General features: G+C 36.8%; 16 protein-coding genes and 5 pseudogenes. 18 read left to right on the plus strand and 3 right to left on the minus strand.

Annotated elements, in window-relative coordinates:
* The 5 genes and pseudogenes from ACIFOT_RS22425 to ACIFOT_RS22445 form a co-directional block, all read left to right on the plus strand.
* Nucleotides 1-330: isochorismatase family protein (locus ACIFOT_RS22425; RefSeq protein ID WP_430068071.1), on the plus strand; the 330-nt coding region annotated here is incomplete at its 5' end.
* Nucleotides 331-769: 439 nt separating this feature from the next.
* Entirely contained in the window at nucleotides 770-1198 is a 429-nt protein-coding gene (locus tag ACIFOT_RS22430) for an organic hydroperoxide resistance protein (RefSeq protein ID WP_098934476.1), read from the plus strand.
* Nucleotides 1199-1327: 129 nt separating this feature from the next.
* Nucleotides 1328-1428, plus strand: a pseudogene (locus ACIFOT_RS22435) (phosphogluconate dehydrogenase (NAD(+)-dependent, decarboxylating)); the annotation flags it as partial.
* A gap of 242 nt (nucleotides 1429-1670) precedes the next feature.
* The gene (locus tag ACIFOT_RS22440; RefSeq protein ID WP_430068074.1) at nucleotides 1671-2225 is read left to right on the plus strand and encodes a TetR/AcrR family transcriptional regulator; all 555 of its coding nucleotides are present in this window, start codon (nucleotides 1671-1673) and stop codon (nucleotides 2223-2225) included.
* A gap of 330 nt (nucleotides 2226-2555) precedes the next feature.
* Nucleotides 2556-3533: an NAD(P)H-quinone oxidoreductase gene (locus ACIFOT_RS22445; protein WP_430068077.1), complete on the plus strand. Its 978-nt coding sequence runs from the start codon at nucleotides 2556-2558 to the stop codon at nucleotides 3531-3533.
* A gap of 115 nt (nucleotides 3534-3648) precedes the next feature.
* Here ACIFOT_RS22445 and ACIFOT_RS22450 read toward each other — a convergent pair.
* Nucleotides 3649-3957: pseudogene (locus tag ACIFOT_RS22450) on the minus strand (IS4 family transposase); the annotation flags it as partial.
* Nucleotides 3958-4208: 251 nt separating this feature from the next.
* On the opposite strand from ACIFOT_RS22450, the gene ACIFOT_RS22455 reads away from it, so the two are divergent.
* The 4 genes and pseudogenes from ACIFOT_RS22455 to ACIFOT_RS22470 all read left to right on the plus strand — a co-directional run bounded on the left by ACIFOT_RS22455 (nucleotide 4209) and on the right by ACIFOT_RS22470 (nucleotide 6847).
* A complete protein-coding gene (locus tag ACIFOT_RS22455; protein WP_430068079.1) occupies nucleotides 4209-4439 on the plus strand; it encodes a hypothetical protein in 231 nt (76 codons plus the stop codon).
* A gap of 307 nt (nucleotides 4440-4746) precedes the next feature.
* Nucleotides 4747-5003 (plus strand): annotated as a pseudogene (locus ACIFOT_RS22460) (SDR family oxidoreductase).
* A gap of 41 nt (nucleotides 5004-5044) precedes the next feature.
* Nucleotides 5045-5824, plus strand: coding sequence for an enoyl-CoA hydratase/isomerase family protein (locus ACIFOT_RS22465; protein WP_430068082.1), 780 nt, complete (start codon nucleotides 5045-5047; stop codon nucleotides 5822-5824).
* Between the two features lie 243 nt (nucleotides 5825-6067).
* On the plus strand, nucleotides 6068-6847 hold the full coding sequence (locus ACIFOT_RS22470) for a crotonase/enoyl-CoA hydratase family protein (protein WP_430068085.1): 780 nt from the start codon (nucleotides 6068-6070) through the stop codon (nucleotides 6845-6847).
* A 151-nt stretch (nucleotides 6848-6998) separates the two neighbouring features.
* On the opposite strand, the gene ACIFOT_RS22475 is transcribed toward ACIFOT_RS22470, so the two are convergent.
* Both ACIFOT_RS22475 and ACIFOT_RS22480 read right to left on the minus strand, forming a co-directional pair.
* Nucleotides 6999-8234 carry a benzoate/H(+) symporter BenE family transporter gene (locus tag ACIFOT_RS22475; protein WP_430068088.1) on the minus strand — a complete coding sequence of 412 codons (1236 nt, stop codon included), beginning with the start codon at nucleotides 8232-8234 and terminating at the stop codon, nucleotides 6999-7001.
* Between the two features lie 446 nt (nucleotides 8235-8680).
* Nucleotides 8681-8992: an iron-sulfur cluster biosynthesis family protein gene (locus tag ACIFOT_RS22480; protein WP_335441788.1), complete on the minus strand. Its 312-nt coding sequence runs from the start codon at nucleotides 8990-8992 to the stop codon at nucleotides 8681-8683.
* Between the two features lie 398 nt (nucleotides 8993-9390).
* On the opposite strand from ACIFOT_RS22480, the gene ACIFOT_RS22485 reads away from it, so the two are divergent.
* From ACIFOT_RS22485 to ACIFOT_RS22525, 9 genes and pseudogenes are all read left to right on the plus strand, one after another.
* Entirely contained in the window at nucleotides 9391-9585 is a 195-nt protein-coding gene (locus ACIFOT_RS22485) for a hypothetical protein (RefSeq protein ID WP_430068091.1), read from the plus strand.
* Nucleotides 9586-9917: 332 nt separating this feature from the next.
* The gene (locus tag ACIFOT_RS22490; protein ID WP_430068094.1) at nucleotides 9918-11354 is read left to right on the plus strand and encodes a PLP-dependent aminotransferase family protein; all 1437 of its coding nucleotides are present in this window, start codon (nucleotides 9918-9920) and stop codon (nucleotides 11352-11354) included.
* Nucleotides 11355-11664: 310 nt separating this feature from the next.
* On the plus strand, nucleotides 11665-11832 hold the full coding sequence (locus ACIFOT_RS22495; RefSeq protein WP_430068097.1) for a hypothetical protein: 168 nt from the start codon (nucleotides 11665-11667) through the stop codon (nucleotides 11830-11832).
* Between the two features lie 16 nt (nucleotides 11833-11848).
* Nucleotides 11849-12003, plus strand: a pseudogene (locus ACIFOT_RS22500) (aminotransferase class I/II-fold pyridoxal phosphate-dependent enzyme); the annotation flags it as partial.
* Nucleotides 11996-12739 (plus strand): annotated as a pseudogene (hemQ, locus tag ACIFOT_RS22505) (hydrogen peroxide-dependent heme synthase). The pseudogenes ACIFOT_RS22500 and hemQ, both read left to right, overlap by 8 nt.
* A gap of 38 nt (nucleotides 12740-12777) precedes the next feature.
* Nucleotides 12778-14253 carry an aminotransferase class I/II-fold pyridoxal phosphate-dependent enzyme gene (locus ACIFOT_RS22510; RefSeq protein WP_430068100.1) on the plus strand — a complete coding sequence of 492 codons (1476 nt, stop codon included), beginning with the start codon at nucleotides 12778-12780 and terminating at the stop codon, nucleotides 14251-14253.
* Nucleotides 14254-14554: 301 nt separating this feature from the next.
* Nucleotides 14555-15511, plus strand: coding sequence for a carbon-nitrogen hydrolase family protein (locus ACIFOT_RS22515; RefSeq protein ID WP_430068103.1), 957 nt, complete (start codon nucleotides 14555-14557; stop codon nucleotides 15509-15511).
* Nucleotides 15512-15798: 287 nt separating this feature from the next.
* The gene (locus tag ACIFOT_RS22520) at nucleotides 15799-16062 is read left to right on the plus strand and encodes an ArsR/SmtB family transcription factor (RefSeq protein WP_026565115.1); all 264 of its coding nucleotides are present in this window, start codon (nucleotides 15799-15801) and stop codon (nucleotides 16060-16062) included.
* A 220-nt stretch (nucleotides 16063-16282) separates the two neighbouring features.
* Nucleotides 16283-17491 carry an MFS transporter gene (locus ACIFOT_RS22525; RefSeq protein ID WP_430068105.1) on the plus strand — a complete coding sequence of 403 codons (1209 nt, stop codon included), beginning with the start codon at nucleotides 16283-16285 and terminating at the stop codon, nucleotides 17489-17491.
* Nucleotides 17492-17498 lie beyond the last annotated feature (7 nt).

Here is a 17498-nt window from a genome sequence, read left to right on the forward strand (position 1 = left end):
AAGAAAAAAATCGTCGTTGCCGGTCTTTGGACTGAAGTTTGTGTCGTAATGCCCGTTTTAGAAGCACTTAATGATGGTTATGAAGTTTACGTGGTAACGGACGCTTCAGGCGGTGTTACAGATCAAGCACACAATATGGCGGTTGAACGTATGGTTCAAGCTGGTGCTACACCAATCACATGGATGCAATATATGCTGGAATTACAACGTGACTGGGCAAATCAATCTACGTATGATCAAGTACTATCCATTGCTAAAGAACACGGCGGTGCATATGGTTTAGGTATCCAATACGCAAAAGAAATGTTCAATACTGGTGAAGGCAAATAATTAAAACAAGAATAAACCTTCCTATTAAAATGATAGGGAGGTTTTTCAATTCATAGGTGAAGTATTATTAGGTCTTGAACTTTGACATCCCTGTATTCGTAATCTCAACATCTACTTGAATGTCTCTTAGTGAATTCTTTGTGAAGGGGAAAGACTTTCTCCTTGTCAACCGCTTCCTGTCTGCATACCGATGGCGAAACATTGTCTCGTACAAATGGTACACGTCTACATTGCTTTTCAGCCCTGCGGTATATGTTGAGCGAATCTCAGCTTTGATTCTTGCCTCGGCTAATGCTTTCAACTTTTTTGCTGTCATCGCCTTTGGCAGTGGCTATGTTCCGTTTAGCTTTTCAAAATGTTAAATTTAGAGTAAAGAGTAAAAAGCTCTATCTTTGTAAATATTAAGGCAAGACATAATCCCCCAAAAAGGAGAAAATCGATGACTACAAAACCATTATTTACATCATCTGCAACAGCTCGTGGAGGAAGACAAGGCAGAGTTGAATCATCTGACGGCAAAATAAAAGTGGATTTAGCAATGCCCGGCTCCCCAAGAGCGAAAGAATTACCAAACGCTACAAACCCTGAACAGTTGTTCGCTTGCGGTTACTCTGCTTGTTTCGATGGAGCTTTACAACACATCGCAAGGCAGGAACATGTCAAATTCGAATCACAAGTAACGGCAAATGTAGATTTCCTAAAAGATGAGGCCGATCAAGGATTCAAAATTGCGGTAACGTTGCAAGTAAAAGGGACTGGTGTGGAAAAGGAAAAATTAGAAGAGCTTGTACATAAGGCTCACGAATTCTGTCCATACTCAAAAGCCACAAGAGGGAATATTGACGTCACTCTCCAGGTTGTTGAATAAATCATTTAGTGGTTGGAACTAAATTATTTCTAAGCAAGAAAGAGCAAAGACACAAGTATAGACTAATTAAAACATTATGAATCATATTAAAACGCCTTAGAAAAAAATTTCTGAGGCGTTTTGGACATAAATGGAGCTAGTTACATGGTTGGAGGGACAAGGAAGCATGGGATATTGTCAAACCTATTTTCCGTGACACTGCTGTGGAGAATGGAAAAGAATTGGCTGGTCCGTGCCTATGAAAATGTGTACGGCGTTTTAATTGCGGTAAACATTTTCTCGTTAATCTCGCTGCTCTAGTACATGCTATCAGTCCGTCGGTCCGAGCCTTCGAGGAGTAACATAACGGAAAAAGCGCGGGCGAGATTCGAAATAAATGAACAATTGAGGAAAAATAGATTTTGTAAATAAAAAAGGAGCCAGTAACATCATGGAAGTTGACACTTACCTATTAGTAAGTTAAAATTACACTATGGAAAATCGAAAAGAACAAATAATTGATCTAGCATTACAGTTGATTCAACAAAAAGGGTATGTAGCGTTTAGCTATGATGACATCTCTAAACAACTGGGTGTCACAAAGGCAAGCATTCACTATCATTTTGAGAAAAAGGAGGATCTAGGAGCGGCGATTATCGATAGGATCATGCAACGAATGGATAGGTTTTCGAATAGCAATGCCTCTATATCGCCAAAAGAGAAGCTAAAGAATTTTTTTACGGACAGAATGGAACGCCTAAGATGTTATGAAATTTGCCCAATCTCGTCCTTACAAACAGATTTTGATTCTTTGCCTGAGGCAATGCAGAAAAAGGTAAAGGAAATAAGCGAAAAGGAACTACTAATTATTACGAATATACTCCGGGAAATACAGGAACAAGGTGACCTTCAATCTTCAGTCGATGTCGATTCTCTAGCCCTAATGATTTTAGCTGCTGGTAAAGGGATACTTCAATACCAACGTGTGCTTGGTAAGGACTTTTTCGCCGATTTTATGAAACATTTAAGCAATCTTTCTGTTATATAGCAGCTTACATACCAACAACCATTACTTCCACTCCTAAGTAAAGGTTGTTGGTATAAAATTATAGACTATTTTGATCACTTTCCCAGGATTTCATGAACGGGTAAGCCACATTATTATAAAGTATAGATAGATTGACTCTAAAAAATTACGTTAATGACAATTCAATTGGAATTATTTCGAAGGAACATTATGCTGCAAAAAATAGCTTTAAATGTTCCTTTGTTTATTACATATTATTTGTGATGGCAGCTCAAATTAACACATATTTACTATTTTTAGTAAAGTTACGAAGTGAATCAATGAAATGATCAAAAAAAGGTGGTCATCCGGTTGAAAGCTGTTCTTGTGGATGAAAGAAATCAGGACTTGTATATAGGAGATGTCAAAGACCCTATCCCAACAGAAGGGGAGTTGCTTGTAAAAGTGAAAGCAACTGCTATTAACCGTGCCGATCTGTTGCAGCGTAAAGGATTGTATCCACCACCTCCTGGCGCATCGAACATTCTTGGATTAGAGATGGCTGGTGTGGTTGAAGGTGTTGGTAGCGGTGTGACCGGTTGGACAGAAGGTGACCATGTGTATGCTTTGTTGCCAGGCGGCGGATACGCAGAGAAAGTTGTCATTCCCGCAGAGATGGCGATGAAAATACCGGATGGGATGAGTTTTGAGGAAGCCGCTGCCGTTCCGGAAGCTTTTCTGACAGCCTTTTTAAACATGGTTGAATTAGGTCATTTGCAATCAGGAGAACATGTTCTGATTCATGCTGGAGCAAGTGGTGTCGGGACAGCTGCTATTCAGATTGCAAAGGAATTAGGGGCAACCAGCATTGTCACCGCCGGATCTGCTGATAAGTTAGATAGATGTTTAGCTCTTGGGGCCAATTATACTGTAAATTATAAAGAAGAAGATTTTTCTAAAAAGGTTTATGCAGTTACCAATGGAAGCGGGGTCCAACTGATTCTCGACTTTATTGGGGCCTCCTATTGGGATGCCAATATCAAATCCATTGGTATCGATGGGAGATGGATTTTGATTGGGGTATTAGGGGGGCAACAATTAGCAAATGTGAATTTGGGGGTATTTCTGCAAAAAAGGATACAATTTATCGGCTCATCATTAAGATCAACGAGTAAGTCTTTTAAGAGTGAGCTAACTCGTAAGTTTGAAGCATTTTCGAATGAAAAGTTTGCAAATGGAAAACTGGCTCCGATTATTGATCGTGTTTACGAATGGCAGGATGTAGCCGCAGCTCATCAATATATGCAGGAAAATCGGAACATTGGTAAGATTGTTCTGAAAGTTGAATAAGAACGAATTTAAGTTAATTTAACCAACCATCATTAAATGCTAAATTAATACGGTTTTACATGGGACGGATTTTCCTGCTATTTTTCAAAGCCAAATATGCCCTGGTTTCTACAACACGGTCAAACACATACATTCACTTTGTTGTTTACCATGATTTCAAGCTGACCACGGTCATGTTATTTGGCAGTTGCCATCACGGCTTTTTCAGGGGAGGATAATCCTTTTTCCATAAAAACAAGCCGTTGATGCAACTTTACTCCCGACTTATTTTGCGGATTTCTGTCCATTTATGATTCGTCAAATTGATTGGCAATGTGCTTGAATCGATAATTTTTAAAGACATCACAAGTTTCGTGTAATTCGATTTGACAAGAATGTGTAACACTAAATCAAGAAAAATCCTTTGGAATAGCTCCCGATTCATATTAATGATGAATATTTAATAGATCTATGAAATTATAAAAATATTAAAAAAACTACTATATGTAAGCGTATACATACTAAATGGTCAGTATGCTAAAGATAAAGTTTTATTCATCTATGCAGATTTGTTTTCAATAATTGATGGGACTCACCCTCGCCTGACAACAGTTGAAACCTATTTCATCATGACAGACAAAGCGAAGCTTCCTCTCACCTCATTACCAAATGTCTAATCTTACGAAGATTTGATCCATGAAGAAAAAACAGCCTATGAATTCCCCGATTTTAGTGAATGACAAACAAGAGTTGTTGAATCACCCTGCCACACAAGTTACCAAATGGTGGCTACCTGATGATATTTTGTTCTTCACAGAAATTCCTAAAACGAGTGTTGAAAATTTTTCCAAAAAAACTATTGCTAGAATTGTACGAAGCTGGCAAACTGACCGGAGCCCAGAAGGTCGGTCGGCGAGAGATATTTAGCTAAATTTGGTATTTGTATAAATATATATTTATATAAATATTTAGGAAAAACCGCCTTAAAGTAAATTCGGATTGAGGGGGCATATGCTACGTATTGGATATGCCGCATGAAGAATACTTATGGAAGTTCAATATCAATCAGCATGGTGTGTTTTATGGCATCCAAGCATGCGATGGAAGGGGGTGATTATCATGATCAGGGCTTTGCGGAGTTAAACAATTTTGTGAATGGGCTTATCTATCATGGAACAAAGGTTGCCTACAAAAGGATTTAAGATTGGTTAAAATTTTGATAAACCCTTGATAAATGGGATCAGCATTTGCATTGGAATTGGCGCCTTTCAGAATCCGCGTGAATCTGGTTTCCCTCGGTTTTGTTGAAACCGCTTTAACAGCCAATTGTTTGCAAAATGAGCGGTTTGTCCGCGCAATTGAAAAAAACACTGCGTTAAAAAGGGTAGCCAGTCCGAAGAAATTGCTAATGTAATAGCCTTTGCAGCATCCCACGAAGCCTCCTATATGACAGGTTCCGATTTGCTTATTGATGGCGGCTGGCTGATTTAATAATGCTAAATAAATATTTTAATAAAGAGAGGAAGATTTTTATGACACAAGAACATTTAGTAGTAGAAAAATTAGGTCCGGTTTTATCGTTAACCTTAAATCGGCCACAGAATTTAAATGCTTTCAGCCCGGAAATGTTTTTGGGATTAAAAGAAGCCCTGAAGAATGCCCAAACCGACGAAGACGTTCAGGTCATTGTGTTATCTGGTGCTGGCCGCTCGTTTTGTGCTGGTGGGGATGTAAAATCGATGGGCGCAGGAGGCAGCATTCAAGTCTATGAGCATATTGGAAAGCTGAATGAGTTGATTCTTTTGATGAAAGAGACGGAAAAGCCGATTATTGCTTCCGTTCATGGTTTTGCTGCCGGAGCGGGTTTCAATCTGGTACTGGCCTGCGATTTGATTGTAGCGGCAGATGACAGTAAATTCGCCCTCAGCTTTTCGCAGGTTGGTTTAATCTCCGATGGAGGAGGATCTTATTTTCTGCCAAGATTAGTCGGGCCGCACTTGGCCAAACAATTCTTCTTTACTGCCGAACCCATTCCTGCAGAGCGTCTAAATCAATTGGGTGTTGTTAATTATTTGCATCCATTGGAAAAACTTCAGGAAGAAACTACTAAACTGGCATTAAAATTGGCGCACGGCCCTGGTAAATCATTTGGAAAACAAAAGAAATTAATAGACCAGGCATTGACAGCCTCGTTAGATGAAATCCTGGAACAGGAACGGCTGATTCAAACTTTAATGGTGCAAACCGAAGACCACCAGGAAGGCATTGCCGCATTTATAGAGAAGCGGAAGCCGGAATTTAAAGGAAAGTAAATAATAAACGTTGCTGAATTCATCTAAGTCATTTGCATCAAGTTCCTCGTATTCTCATGTAATTCCGTGTAAACGTTGCAGGAGTGGAGTGCAGACTCACGGATGGACCTCGGGCAGGCGCGTTTGCTAGCGCACACATACAATGGTGAATGCGGCCTGGCCCGAGACGGCCTTGCGCAAGGATATGAGATCTGTTTCTCTGAGAAATTTGCAGAAATTTAAAATTTAAGGGAGGTTTTTAATTTGACAAACGCTGTAACTGTTGAAAGAAAAGGACATGTTTTGCTTATCGGGTTAAATCGTCCAGAGGAACGAAACATATTCAACATGGACCTGATTTATGGATTAGCTTCTGCATTAGGTGAACTTGAGCATGATCCGGAATTGCGCTGTGGCGTACTGTTTGCTCATGGTAAACACTTTACACTAGGACTGGATTTAGCGGAGTATTCTTCACAAGCTAGTGAGGAAGGGAATGAGTACCCTGATGGTGGGATTGATCCATGGGGAGGACAAAATCCATACCGTACGAAGCCCCTTATTAGTGCCGTTCACGGAATTTGTTTGACTCTAGGTATTGAACTCATCCTTAACTCGGACATACGTTTAGCAGCAAAAGATACGCGGTTTTTCCAATTGGAAGTGCAACGTGGAATTTTTCCATTTGGCGGGGCAACGTACCGTTTCGTACGTGATGCAGGATGGGGAAATGCAATGAGATATATCCTTACAGGCGATGAATTTTCTGCTGAGGAAGCTCATCGTATGGGCATCATTCAAGAAGTTGTGGAACAGGATCAACTTTTGCCTCGTGCGATCGAACTTGCAGAGAATATTGCTAGCCAATCACCACTTGGCACTCAAGAAACAATAAAAAATGCACGATTAGCTATCTTAGAAGGAGAAGAAAAAGCTGCTCAAATGCTCCATCCTGTTATACATAAGTTATTTCAAACGGAGGATGCCAAAGAAGGTGTAGCTTCATTCTTAGAAAGAAGAAAAGCAAACTTTAAAGGGTGTTAACATACTTCTCAATTCCCTTTAAATCTGATTTGAGAAAATGGTTCATATAGGCTCTGATGCTAAGAAAGTGTACAGTTTTCAGAAAAAAGGTAGAATTCGTTAATTGAATTCTACCTTTTTATAGGGCCAAAATCCATTTTACTTTTATAAGTTAGGCTGTTTCTTTTTCCTTTTTTTCAATTTTTCCTATAGTATCATTTTCAATATATCGTGCAATGAGAGAACCAAAAAGTAAGGACCAAACGGGCGCACTTATACTTAATAAGGTAATCTTTGATAAGGCAATAATGAAGGCAAATACAGTACTTATTTTCAATGTTTGCTTTGAGAAAGATTGATGCAAACTATTTCCAAATACACCGAGAAGCGAAAATCCAACAATCATTGAAATGAACTCTTTTGGTAAAGCTTGGATTAGTGGAACCAGTTTCCAAGAGAATAAACCATAAACGAGAAGAAGAACACCCGCCACTACAGCCCCCATGTATCTTTTTTCCTTTGGACCTGCCTCTTCATCTGCACATATTACTGTTGCCATTCCAGCAATATTTGCAGACTGACCTCCAAAAAAGCTTGTTATGATTGAAAATAATCCGCTAAAGGAAATAATTTGATTGATCGGGGTCCGATAATTATTTTTTTCCAATGCACCGACCGCAACTGCTGCATCGTTGCTTAAAATGAGAAAAGCAAGCGGGATAGAAACAGAAAGGAAACTTACTATATTAAAATCAGGTAATTGAATTTCGGGCAAAATCACTCCAGAATTCCATTTAATGTTATTCAATGGATAGATCAGGATCAATAATATAGTTCCAATGACAATCGCTGCAATTACAGGCGGAATTTTTATTTTCCACCTGCTAAAAATAAAAAAGGCCACCAAAGGAATAAATCCAATCAATATTAGCTTGTTGATGGAAACAATAAAATTCACCATATAGTTTGTAATCATTCCTGCCAGCATTGCCGAAATAATTTCTTTAGGCACCAACTTAATCAATTTTGAGAAAAAACCCAGAAATCCAATGAGTACCATTAAAATGCCTGAAATGATATATGCTCCGATTAATTCATGGTAGCTAAACTGCGATGTCATCGTTGTCAGGAATGCAACACCAGTAAGCGTATGGCCGCCAACAATCGGTATCCGACTATACATGGGAAGAATAATGCCAAATAATCCTCCAAATACATAGACTGCAAATATCCATAGAATCGTCTGTGTGGAACTGAAGTTTCCCTTTGTTGCTGCTTCCAATATAAGAGCAGTAGGTCCCGTAATAATGAATATTCCTGCAATCAAACCTGCCGAAATATTTTTATGATTTAAATCCTTATGGGATACTCTATTCCTGCTATTTCTATCCACTGGAAAACTATTCATGTTTCTCCCCCTTTTTTATATGAAGTGCTTGCTTTATATTCTATTAAAAATTATGAAATTACATAATTTTAGCTATTCTTTCATAATAAAAGATTTAACAGCTTTTTAACCCTCCAATCAAATATTTTTATTACCATCCATTTAAATTTATGAAATATATAAATTTATAAAGTGGCTCGCAATAAATCAGTGGATGTGATTTGTGGGTAACAATTTATAGAAAAATATTTTCTATAAATTATTAGTAAATGGATGGTTAAAAAAGTATATAAGTAGATGATGATTATTACCTTATAGTTAATAACCGGTTTCTTTAAGGGACTCGGTCCATGATGGAGTATAAGCATCCAAGATTTTAGTCTAAAAACAAACAAAATGGGGTCAGACATTGGTCCGACCCCATTTTATCGTAAGAATTGGTAATCCATTCTAGATTTTGGATGGAGTTAAACAAATCTTAGTCTAATTCTATTATTGAAAATTTGATTCCTATTTGAAAAAACAAAAGATCCTCCTGAATAATTGATGTTTAGCTCATGATCGTACGTTTCTTCAATGTCACCGTCAATCATGATGTTTATACCATCTATATTCAATAATTTTTCATAAGAATAATTCTCTCTTAACGGGACTACTTTCATTTCATAAATAGTGTTTACAATATCACAACTGCCCGGATCCATAGATAATTGAATCATCTTATCGTGACTTACTTGACTCAGCGCCTCTTTCGCTTGATCTGTAATGGTAATGTTCATAAGGTTGTTGTTTCCTCTTTTCATATTTTATTTTTATTTTTCCTTTATTAATCTCCTCTATCCAAACAAAAAAATGAATACGCAACTAAGGTAAAATGATTATATTAATAACACAAATTTTGAAAGACAAGAAAAGGTGATTAATGTCACAAGAAGTTCAAATATATATTAATAAATTTTTGTTCCGTTTGGATGGTCCACCAAGCGACGATTGTAGCGTTTTAGAGGGCTTTCAGTAAAAAGTGGATGATTATATTTACTGATAAATGGATGGTTATTAATTCAATTCCATATATTATACTTTTAAAGTGGATATACTGATAAGGCTAATACAATTGATTCTTGTTAGGTCAAAGTTCAATTATCTAAGATTACAAATATTTTAATAGAGGTGTTACATGAAGATTTTAACCACCTTGGTAATCGCAGTTATCATAATCGCCATTATTTCAACATTATTAATAGCTGGAAAAGCAGACGTAAAATATAGTAGTTCTACAAAAAGAAACACTACAAATTTGACATTGATTTATGCTATTACTATTCCATTAATTTTAATTGCTCTTGGAATATTTATTGTATTTTTTACTTAATTTCTTCTAAAACCGATTGAACCTATTGTCATAATGACGATAGGTTTTTTTAAAAATTAAGCTGTGTTAAACGATATAGTTGTTTTTTATACTCTGTTGATTGGAGCGGAAGGCGCTCGACTCCTGCGGGAGTACGGGGCTGGGGAGACCCCACAGGCGCTTTCAGCGCCGAGGAGGCTTCCCGGCACGCCCGCGGAAAGCGAGCGCCTGAAGCAGAAATCAACAGACAAATTTAACAGAGCCAAAAATTAAAGATTACTTCTGATTTAAACAAATAAAGGAAGACAATAATTTGAATATAAACAAATTAAAGATAATAAGGAATGTATTATATGGATTGGAAACCAGATCGAACATCAAAAAAAGCTATATATAACCAACTGGCAGAATATATCGAAAACGGAATTGCGCATGGTACTTTTCCACCAGATAAACCATTGCCTTCTGAGAGAACCTTAGCTAAAGATCTTAATATTAATAGAAGTACAGTTGTGGCTGCATATGATGAATTGGAGTCAAATGGGCTAATTCAAAGAACTAGAGGAAGCGGAACAACTATAAGTAAAGATATTTGGGGAATTACCAAGAAACGTATTCCTTCCTGGAACAGGTATATCGAAGCAGGATCCTTCTTACCTAACTTGCCTGTAACCCAGAGGATCAGGAGAGAAGCCGTAGAACATAAGTTAATTAATCTAGCTAGCGGAGAACTTTCAGAGGATCTATTTCCATTGAAATACTTAAGAGAGATTACTTCTTCTCGGTCGTTTGTTGGAAGCTTAGGTTATGATCATCCGCAAGGAAACGCAATATTACGAGAAACCATTGCAAAGCATGTTAAGCAATATCGAAAAATAGAAACGAATCCTTCATCCATCTTAATTACATCTGGGGCACAACAAGCATTACACTTAGTGGTTCAATGTCTATTAAAACAAGGTGATGCAGTGGTATTGGAAGATCCCTCTTACAACTATAATCTTCCAATATTTAAATCAGCAGGACTGAGACCTTATTACATTCCTGTAAACCATGATGGTATCAACCCTGATGACTTACTTTCCTTGTATAAAAAGCATCGAATACGAATGATATTCCTGAATCCTTCTTTTCAAAATCCAACGGGCGCATTCCTTAGTGAAAAGAAACGGAAAGCGATTCTTGAAATATCTTCAGAACATGGGATCCCTGTTGTTGAAGATGACCCTTATAGTTTAACATCCTTTACAGGGGAAAAGGTCTCTACTTTAAAATCAATGGATGTCAATGGAAATGTTTTATATATTAGCTCTTTATCAAAGATCGTTGCTTCAGGATTAAGGATTGGGTGGATCATAGGCCCTACCTCTGTTATTGAAAGACTCTCAGATGCGAAACAGCAAATCGATTTTGGTCATGCAAGTTTTACACAGTGGATAGCAAATGATTTTATAGAATCCGAAAATTTTCATTCTCATATTGCAAATTTAAACAAGCAATTAGAAAAAAGAAGAGACCAAATTATTAGAAGTATTAAATTTTATTTGAAGGATAAAGTTGATTATTCCACTCCTATGGGCGGCATTCATATTTGGTGCAAGATAAAAAAAGAGGTAAATGAAACGCAATTATTGGAGGAATCGATCAAAAAGGGAGTCATTTATGTGCCTGGCTATACGATGGGTTCTCAAAAAGGTTTTGTTCGTTTTACATTTGCGAGGGAAAATGAAGAATCAATTGATGAAGGAATTAAAAGGTTTGCGGAAGCACTTGCGTCTACTAATATTTGAAGTTAGAAGGGATCATGTTATTGACGTGATCCTTTTTTTTGATAAACAAAAAATGGATGGTGAAAGAAGTAGTTCATTGGATGGTCATAAAAATTTAAAATCCGATAATATGGAGAAGTGGATTCTTATATGTCTATTTATTTAGATGTTTTATGAAGTTTTTCATGTAATTTTGTGAATCAATTCACAATTATCACTTTGAGGGAAAGGTTGTGTTTCAAATGAATCAGATTTTGAAACGTAAGGAGTTAGATAGTATTTAGCCTTACACACCAGGTAAACCTTTATAGGAGGAAAAAAGGAATTAGGCTTGCAACAAGTAATTAAATTAGCATCTAATGAAAATTCTCTTGGTGCTTCACCGAAAGCAATTGAAGCCATCTCTAACATACTTAATGAATTAAATCGTTATCCTGATGCAAATGCCGTTGAGTTAAAGAAGACAATTGCTTCCTGCCTTGATTTAAAAACGGATTAATTGATCTTTACAAACGGAGCAATATGGGGTAGGCACAATAGCAATTAACTCGACAGATTTAAGAATTGCCTTTTCTTGTGTTGAAGAAGACGATTTAGAAGAACTCTCTTTGAATTTATTTATAAAGGTATAGAAGATTTATTAACAAAGGAAGTTGAAAACATTGTCTAATGCAACTGAAACATTGGAAGGATGGTACTGTCTAAACGATTTTCGCAAGATCGACTGGAAAAGCTGGAAGTCTTTAAATGATGACAAACGTCAAGAGGTGGTTAACGAGATAATTGAATTGTGGAATCAATGGAATGGTATTCAAGATCGAGGAGAAGGTAGTCAGGCGTTCTATCAAATATTGGGACATAAAGCTGATATTATGTTTATGTTTTTTCGTCCCACCCTTGATGAACTAACTCAAATAGAATTAGCATTTCATAAAACTAAATTCGCTGAGTATACGGTCCAAACGACATCGTATGTTTCAGTAGTCGAACTAAGTAACTATCTTCCAAAAGGGGAAGATCCATATGCTAAACCTGAAATAAGAGAACGTTTGTATCCCAAAATTCCTAGTGTGAAATATATTTGTTTCTACCCGATGAATAAGCTACGTATCGGTAGTGATAATTGGTACATGTTATCAACCGAAGAACGCAAGAAAATGATTCGAAGCCATAGCTTAATAGGCCGGCAATAGGCCGGTAAGGTAAAGCAAATCATTTTAGGATCAGTGGGATTAGACGATTATGAATGGGGCGTAGCATTATTTGGGGAGGATCCGATTCAATTTAAAAAACTAATTTACGAAATGCGATTCGATGAAGTTAGTGCCCGATTTGGAGAGTTTGGTTCTTTTTATGTAGGAAGGTACCTGTCTAAAGAACTCTTTAATCATCTACTACAACTATGATTTTACAAAATATAAGATGAGAAAGGGTGTGTTACACATTGGTACACCAATTTGAAACACCATTATTTACAGCCCTAAAAAAACATGCAGAAAAAAATCCGATCCAATTTCACATTCCAGGTCATAAAAAAGGGAACGGAATGGATCCTGAATTTAGAGAATTTATCGGTGAAAATGCACTTTCAATCGATTTAATCAATATAGCGCCATTAGATGACCTGCATCTCCCTAAAGGAATTATTAAACAGTCACAGGAGTTAGCTGCTGAAGCTTTTGGTGCTGATTATACCTTCTTCTCTGTACAGGGAACAAGTGGAGCCATTATGGCTATGATTATGTCAGTTTGTGAACCAGGTGATAAGATTTTAGTTCCGCGAAATGTTCACAAATCAATCATGAGTGCGATTGTTTTTTCTGGAGCCGTTCCGATTTTTATTCATCCAGAAGTGGATGCACACTTTGGTATTTCTCATGGTATTACACCCGATTTGATTGAGAGAGCATTAGTTTTACATCCGGATACAAAAGCTGTGCTTGTCATCAATCCTACGTATTATGGTGTATCGGGTGATTTAAGAAAAATTGTGAAGATTGCCCATTCAAGGAACATACCAGTACTTGTAGATGAAGCACACGGAGCACATATTCATTTTCATCAGGAACTACCTTTATCCGCAATGGAGGCCGGGGCTGATTTGGCTGCAACAAGTGTGCATAAATTAGGGGGATCTCTTACTCAGAGTTCTATTTTGAACCTTCGCGGCAACATAGTATCGTCTAAACGAGTTCAATCTGTATTAAGTATGCTTACAACAACGTCTACTTCTTATTTATTATTAGCCTCTTTAGATGTTGCCAGAAAATCATTAGCTACGGAAGGACAAGCACTGTTGGAGGACACTATTAGAAAAGCCGAGAAAACACGTTCAAAGATTAATCAAATTGACCATATATATTGCATGGGTCGAGAAGTTCTGGAATCCAGCGCGGCTGTGGCGATGGACCCTACCAAACTGTTAATATCAGTGAAAGAGCTTGGAATTACTGGTTATGAAGTTGAAAAGTGGCTTCGAAACAAATTTAATATTGAAGTTGAATTATCTGATCTTTACAACATCCTTTGTATCGTGACAGCAGGGGACTCTGAGGAAGATTTGATGACACTTGTACAGGCCTTATCGCAACTTTCACGAGAATATAAGAATCAAGCAGATGAAAATGTAGACAGTTCAGTCTTGTTACCTGAGATTCCATTGTTAGCTTTAACACCGCGCGATGCTTTTTACGAGAAAACCGAAGTGATTTCATTTGAACAGTCTGCCGGCAGAATTATTGCGGAATTTGTAATGGTATATCCTCCTGGAATACCAATCTTTATACCAGGAGAAATAATAACAGAAGATAATATACTCTATACAAGAAAAAATATCGAAGCTGGTCTTCCTGTTCAGGGTGCAGAAGATGATGAACTAAATACTATACGTGTGATTAAAGAACATTCAATAATTAAATAAATTTGAGATATTCTGGTTTTATTATATGTGAATTAAATCACATTCTATCAACGTTTTATTTGAAACTATCTAATGAAAAAGAAAGGCGGAAAAATTCGTCAAAATTTTGTTCGCACAATTGTAAAAATTAAATATTTACAATTGTATAGGGAAGGAATAAAGGAATATCTGGTTTCTCCATTTTTGAAAGGTAAGGAGTATCAAGGGAATTGGATGGGTTAATTCTATGATATTTGGATGGTCTGTTTTAATGATCTTTCTATTATTATATTGATTAAATATCTACTAGAGGTGCTTAAATATGGTGAATACGAATCAAAGTGTAAGGGTTGCTGTTATCCAAGCTGCTCCCATAATAATGGACCTTAGCGCAACAATAGAAAAATCAGTAAGATTAATAAGAGAAGCTGGAGAAAGAGGGGCAAAGATTGTTGTTTTTCCTGAGGCCTTTATCCCTGCATACCCTAGAGGCTTATCATTTGGTACGGTTATTGGAAGCCGTACGGAAGACGGAAGGAAAGATTGGTATCGATATTGGGAGAACTCAATTCCTGTACCTGGTGAAGCGACAGAAGTACTTGGGGAAGCTGCAAAAGAGGCTGGCGTTTACCTTGTTATGGGAGTGATTGAACGAGATAGCGAAAATAGTGGAGGAACTCTTTATTGTTCGGTTATTTTCATCGGCCCAGATGGATCCCTTTTAGGAAAACATCGTAAATTAAAACCCACAGCAGCCGAACGAATCGTTTGGGGTGAGGGCGATGGAAGTACTCTCCCTGTATTTGATACCCCGTTTGGAAAGATTGGTGCATTGATTTGTTGGGAAAACTATATGCCTTTAGCAAGGACCGCCATGTATGCTCAGGGGGTTCAACTTTATATTGCACCAACTGCCGATGCTAGGGAGTCATGGCAGTCAACTATTCGCCATATTGCAATGGAAGGAAGATGCTTTGTTCTATCTTGCAATCAATATGTAACGAAGGATATGTATCCTGGAGATTTAGCTTGTTATGATGATTTAAAGTCTGCTCCCGAAGTGATGTGTAATGGAGGAAGTGCAATTGTTGGACCTTTGGGTGAATACATTCTTGAACCTGTTTGGGGAAAAGAAGATATCATCATTGCTGACCTTGATATGAAACAAATCGCATACAGCCAATTTGATTTTGATCCAGTAGGTCATTATTCAAGACCGGATGTTTTTAAATTGTTAGTTAACAAAGAAAAACAAGAGAGCACACTTTGGAAGAGATAACACCATATATATTCTAAGTTATAAAGCCGTTTTCTTTTCAATAGAATTCGGCTTATCTATTGGGATGCCAATATCAATTCAATCGGTATCGATGGGAGATGGATTTTGGAAGATTGTTCTGAAAGTCGAATAAGAACGAAGTCGAAATGGAAATCATAATCACATTTTTATATTTAGAAAATAGCATTTGAATTAAAAAATGGAAAACTCTTGACAGAGCATCTCTGATTAAATATAATATTTCTAGAAATACTGAAATAAAGATTGCTGAAAGGAGGTTTTTATCGGTGAATGATGATATTGCAGTAAAAGTCTATAAGGCACTAGGTGAATCGACTCGTTTACAAATCGTAAAATTACTTACTCAACAATCAGAGTTAGCTTGCCTAGAAATGGCAAATCAATTAAAAGTCCCGAACAATTCAACATTGACGCATCATTTAAAACCATTACTCGATTGCGGATTATTAGCAGTTCGCAGAGAGGGAACCTTCAGATATTACAGTTTACAACGAGAAGTCCTTGCTCAATACGCTCCCGCTTTACTTTAATGTTAAAGCGGAATAATTTTACTTTAAATTTCATTATTTATAGAAATACTGAATAACTTGAATTGAGCGAAGAAAATGTAAGGGTCAAATTAGCAAAGAAACAAATTCTTGAGGAAATTAAAAAATGGTTTAATAGGTTCTTTCATTTTGAAAATTATTTTAGTATTTATATAAATATAGAAATATATAAATTAATAATATTTCGAGGAGAAAATTTCACATGTCAAATACAGCAAAGATTTATATTTTAGCACTGATAAGTTTTTTAGTCGGTACTTCACAACCCATCATCTCAGGTATTTTGGATAAAATGGCAGAGGCTCTAGGAGTGTCAATTGGAGCGGCTGGTCAATTAATTACAGTCTTTTCATTAGCCTATGCCATCGGTACACCTATATTACTGGTATTAACGGCTAAAATGGAAAGACGTAAATTACTGATCTATGCGTTATTTGTTTTTATTATAGGAAATTTACTTTCAGTGATTGTTCCAGGGTATGGATTATTTATAATTGCTCGCATTCTTATGGCTTTAAGTACAGGTGTAGCAGTCGTTACAATTTTAAATATCGCAGCAAAGATTGCACCTCCTAATAAAAAGGCCAGTTCAATTGCAACAGTTGTCATGGGATTTACCGCATCATTAATCATTGGCGTTCCTATTGGCCGATTTATTACATCCACGTATAGCTGGAAATTTGTATTTATCGGTACCGCAATATTAGTTTTACTTGTCATTTTTATTGTTTTAAATACAATACCAAAAATGAATGGTGATGCTTCAATCCCTTTAACAAGACAAATTGCTATGTTCAAAAAACCAAAAATTGCTTTAGCATTATCAATCACCTTCTTTTTAATGACAGGATACGGAATTCTTTTTACTTATTTATCTCCATTCCTTGTAAAAAATGTAGGTATGAGTGATTCTCTTGTAAGTATTACTTTACTAGTTCTTGGAGTTGCAAGCTTATTTGGTTCTAAACTAGGTGGATTAAGTGCAGATAAGAGAGGCGTCATTTTTACATTAAAAATAGGGTTACTTGTAAACGTAACATCTTTAGTCGTGCTTTCATTCCTATCAAATTCAATTATTGCTGTTTTTGTTATATTGACAGTCTGGTCATTTGCAGGCTGGTCATCAGGTGCAACTCAGCAATTTAATTTAGCAACGCTATCACCTGAATCCTCAGATGTGTTGCTAGGTCTGAACCAATCGATGATGCAATTTGGCTTTGCGGCTGGTGCAGGTTTTGGTGGAATAATTGTGGGGCAACTATCATTGTCTTTCATTACATGGTTCAGTGCCTTAAGTATTGTGTTTGCAGGTATTACAACATTTGGATTATCACGTTTCTTAAATAATAAAAAGGTAGTCAACCAAGATTTTGCGCCACAAAAGCAATCTTTGCCAAATTTGGAATCTTAACTCGTTA

Source organism: Neobacillus sp. NRS-1170, from assembly GCF_050468025.1.

What these genes read in the sequence shown, in the direction of transcription:
- ACIFOT_RS22430 (WP_098934476.1), top strand. Translation starts at nt 770, where the DNA reads ATGACTACAAAACCATTATTTACATCATCTGCAACAGCTCGTGGAGGA.
- ACIFOT_RS22440 (WP_430068074.1), top strand. Translation starts at nt 1,671, where the DNA reads ATGGAAAATCGAAAAGAACAAATAATTGATCTAGCATTACAGTTGATT.
- ACIFOT_RS22455 (WP_430068079.1), top strand. Translation starts at nt 4,209, where the DNA reads ATGAAGAAAAAACAGCCTATGAATTCCCCGATTTTAGTGAATGACAAA.
- ACIFOT_RS22465 (WP_430068082.1), top strand. Translation starts at nt 5,045, where the DNA reads ATGACACAAGAACATTTAGTAGTAGAAAAATTAGGTCCGGTTTTATCG.
- ACIFOT_RS22475 (WP_430068088.1), bottom strand. Translation starts at nt 8,234, where the DNA reads ATGAATAGTTTTCCAGTGGATAGAAATAGCAGGAATAGAGTATCCCAT.
- ACIFOT_RS22480 (WP_335441788.1), bottom strand. Translation starts at nt 8,992, where the DNA reads ATGAACATTACCATTACAGATCAAGCGAAAGAGGCGCTGAGTCAAGTA.
- ACIFOT_RS22485 (WP_430068091.1), top strand. Translation starts at nt 9,391, where the DNA reads ATGAAGATTTTAACCACCTTGGTAATCGCAGTTATCATAATCGCCATT.
- ACIFOT_RS22490 (WP_430068094.1), top strand. Translation starts at nt 9,918, where the DNA reads ATGGATTGGAAACCAGATCGAACATCAAAAAAAGCTATATATAACCAA.
- ACIFOT_RS22515 (WP_430068103.1), top strand. Translation starts at nt 14,555, where the DNA reads ATGGTGAATACGAATCAAAGTGTAAGGGTTGCTGTTATCCAAGCTGCT.
- ACIFOT_RS22525 (WP_430068105.1), top strand. Translation starts at nt 16,283, where the DNA reads ATGTCAAATACAGCAAAGATTTATATTTTAGCACTGATAAGTTTTTTA.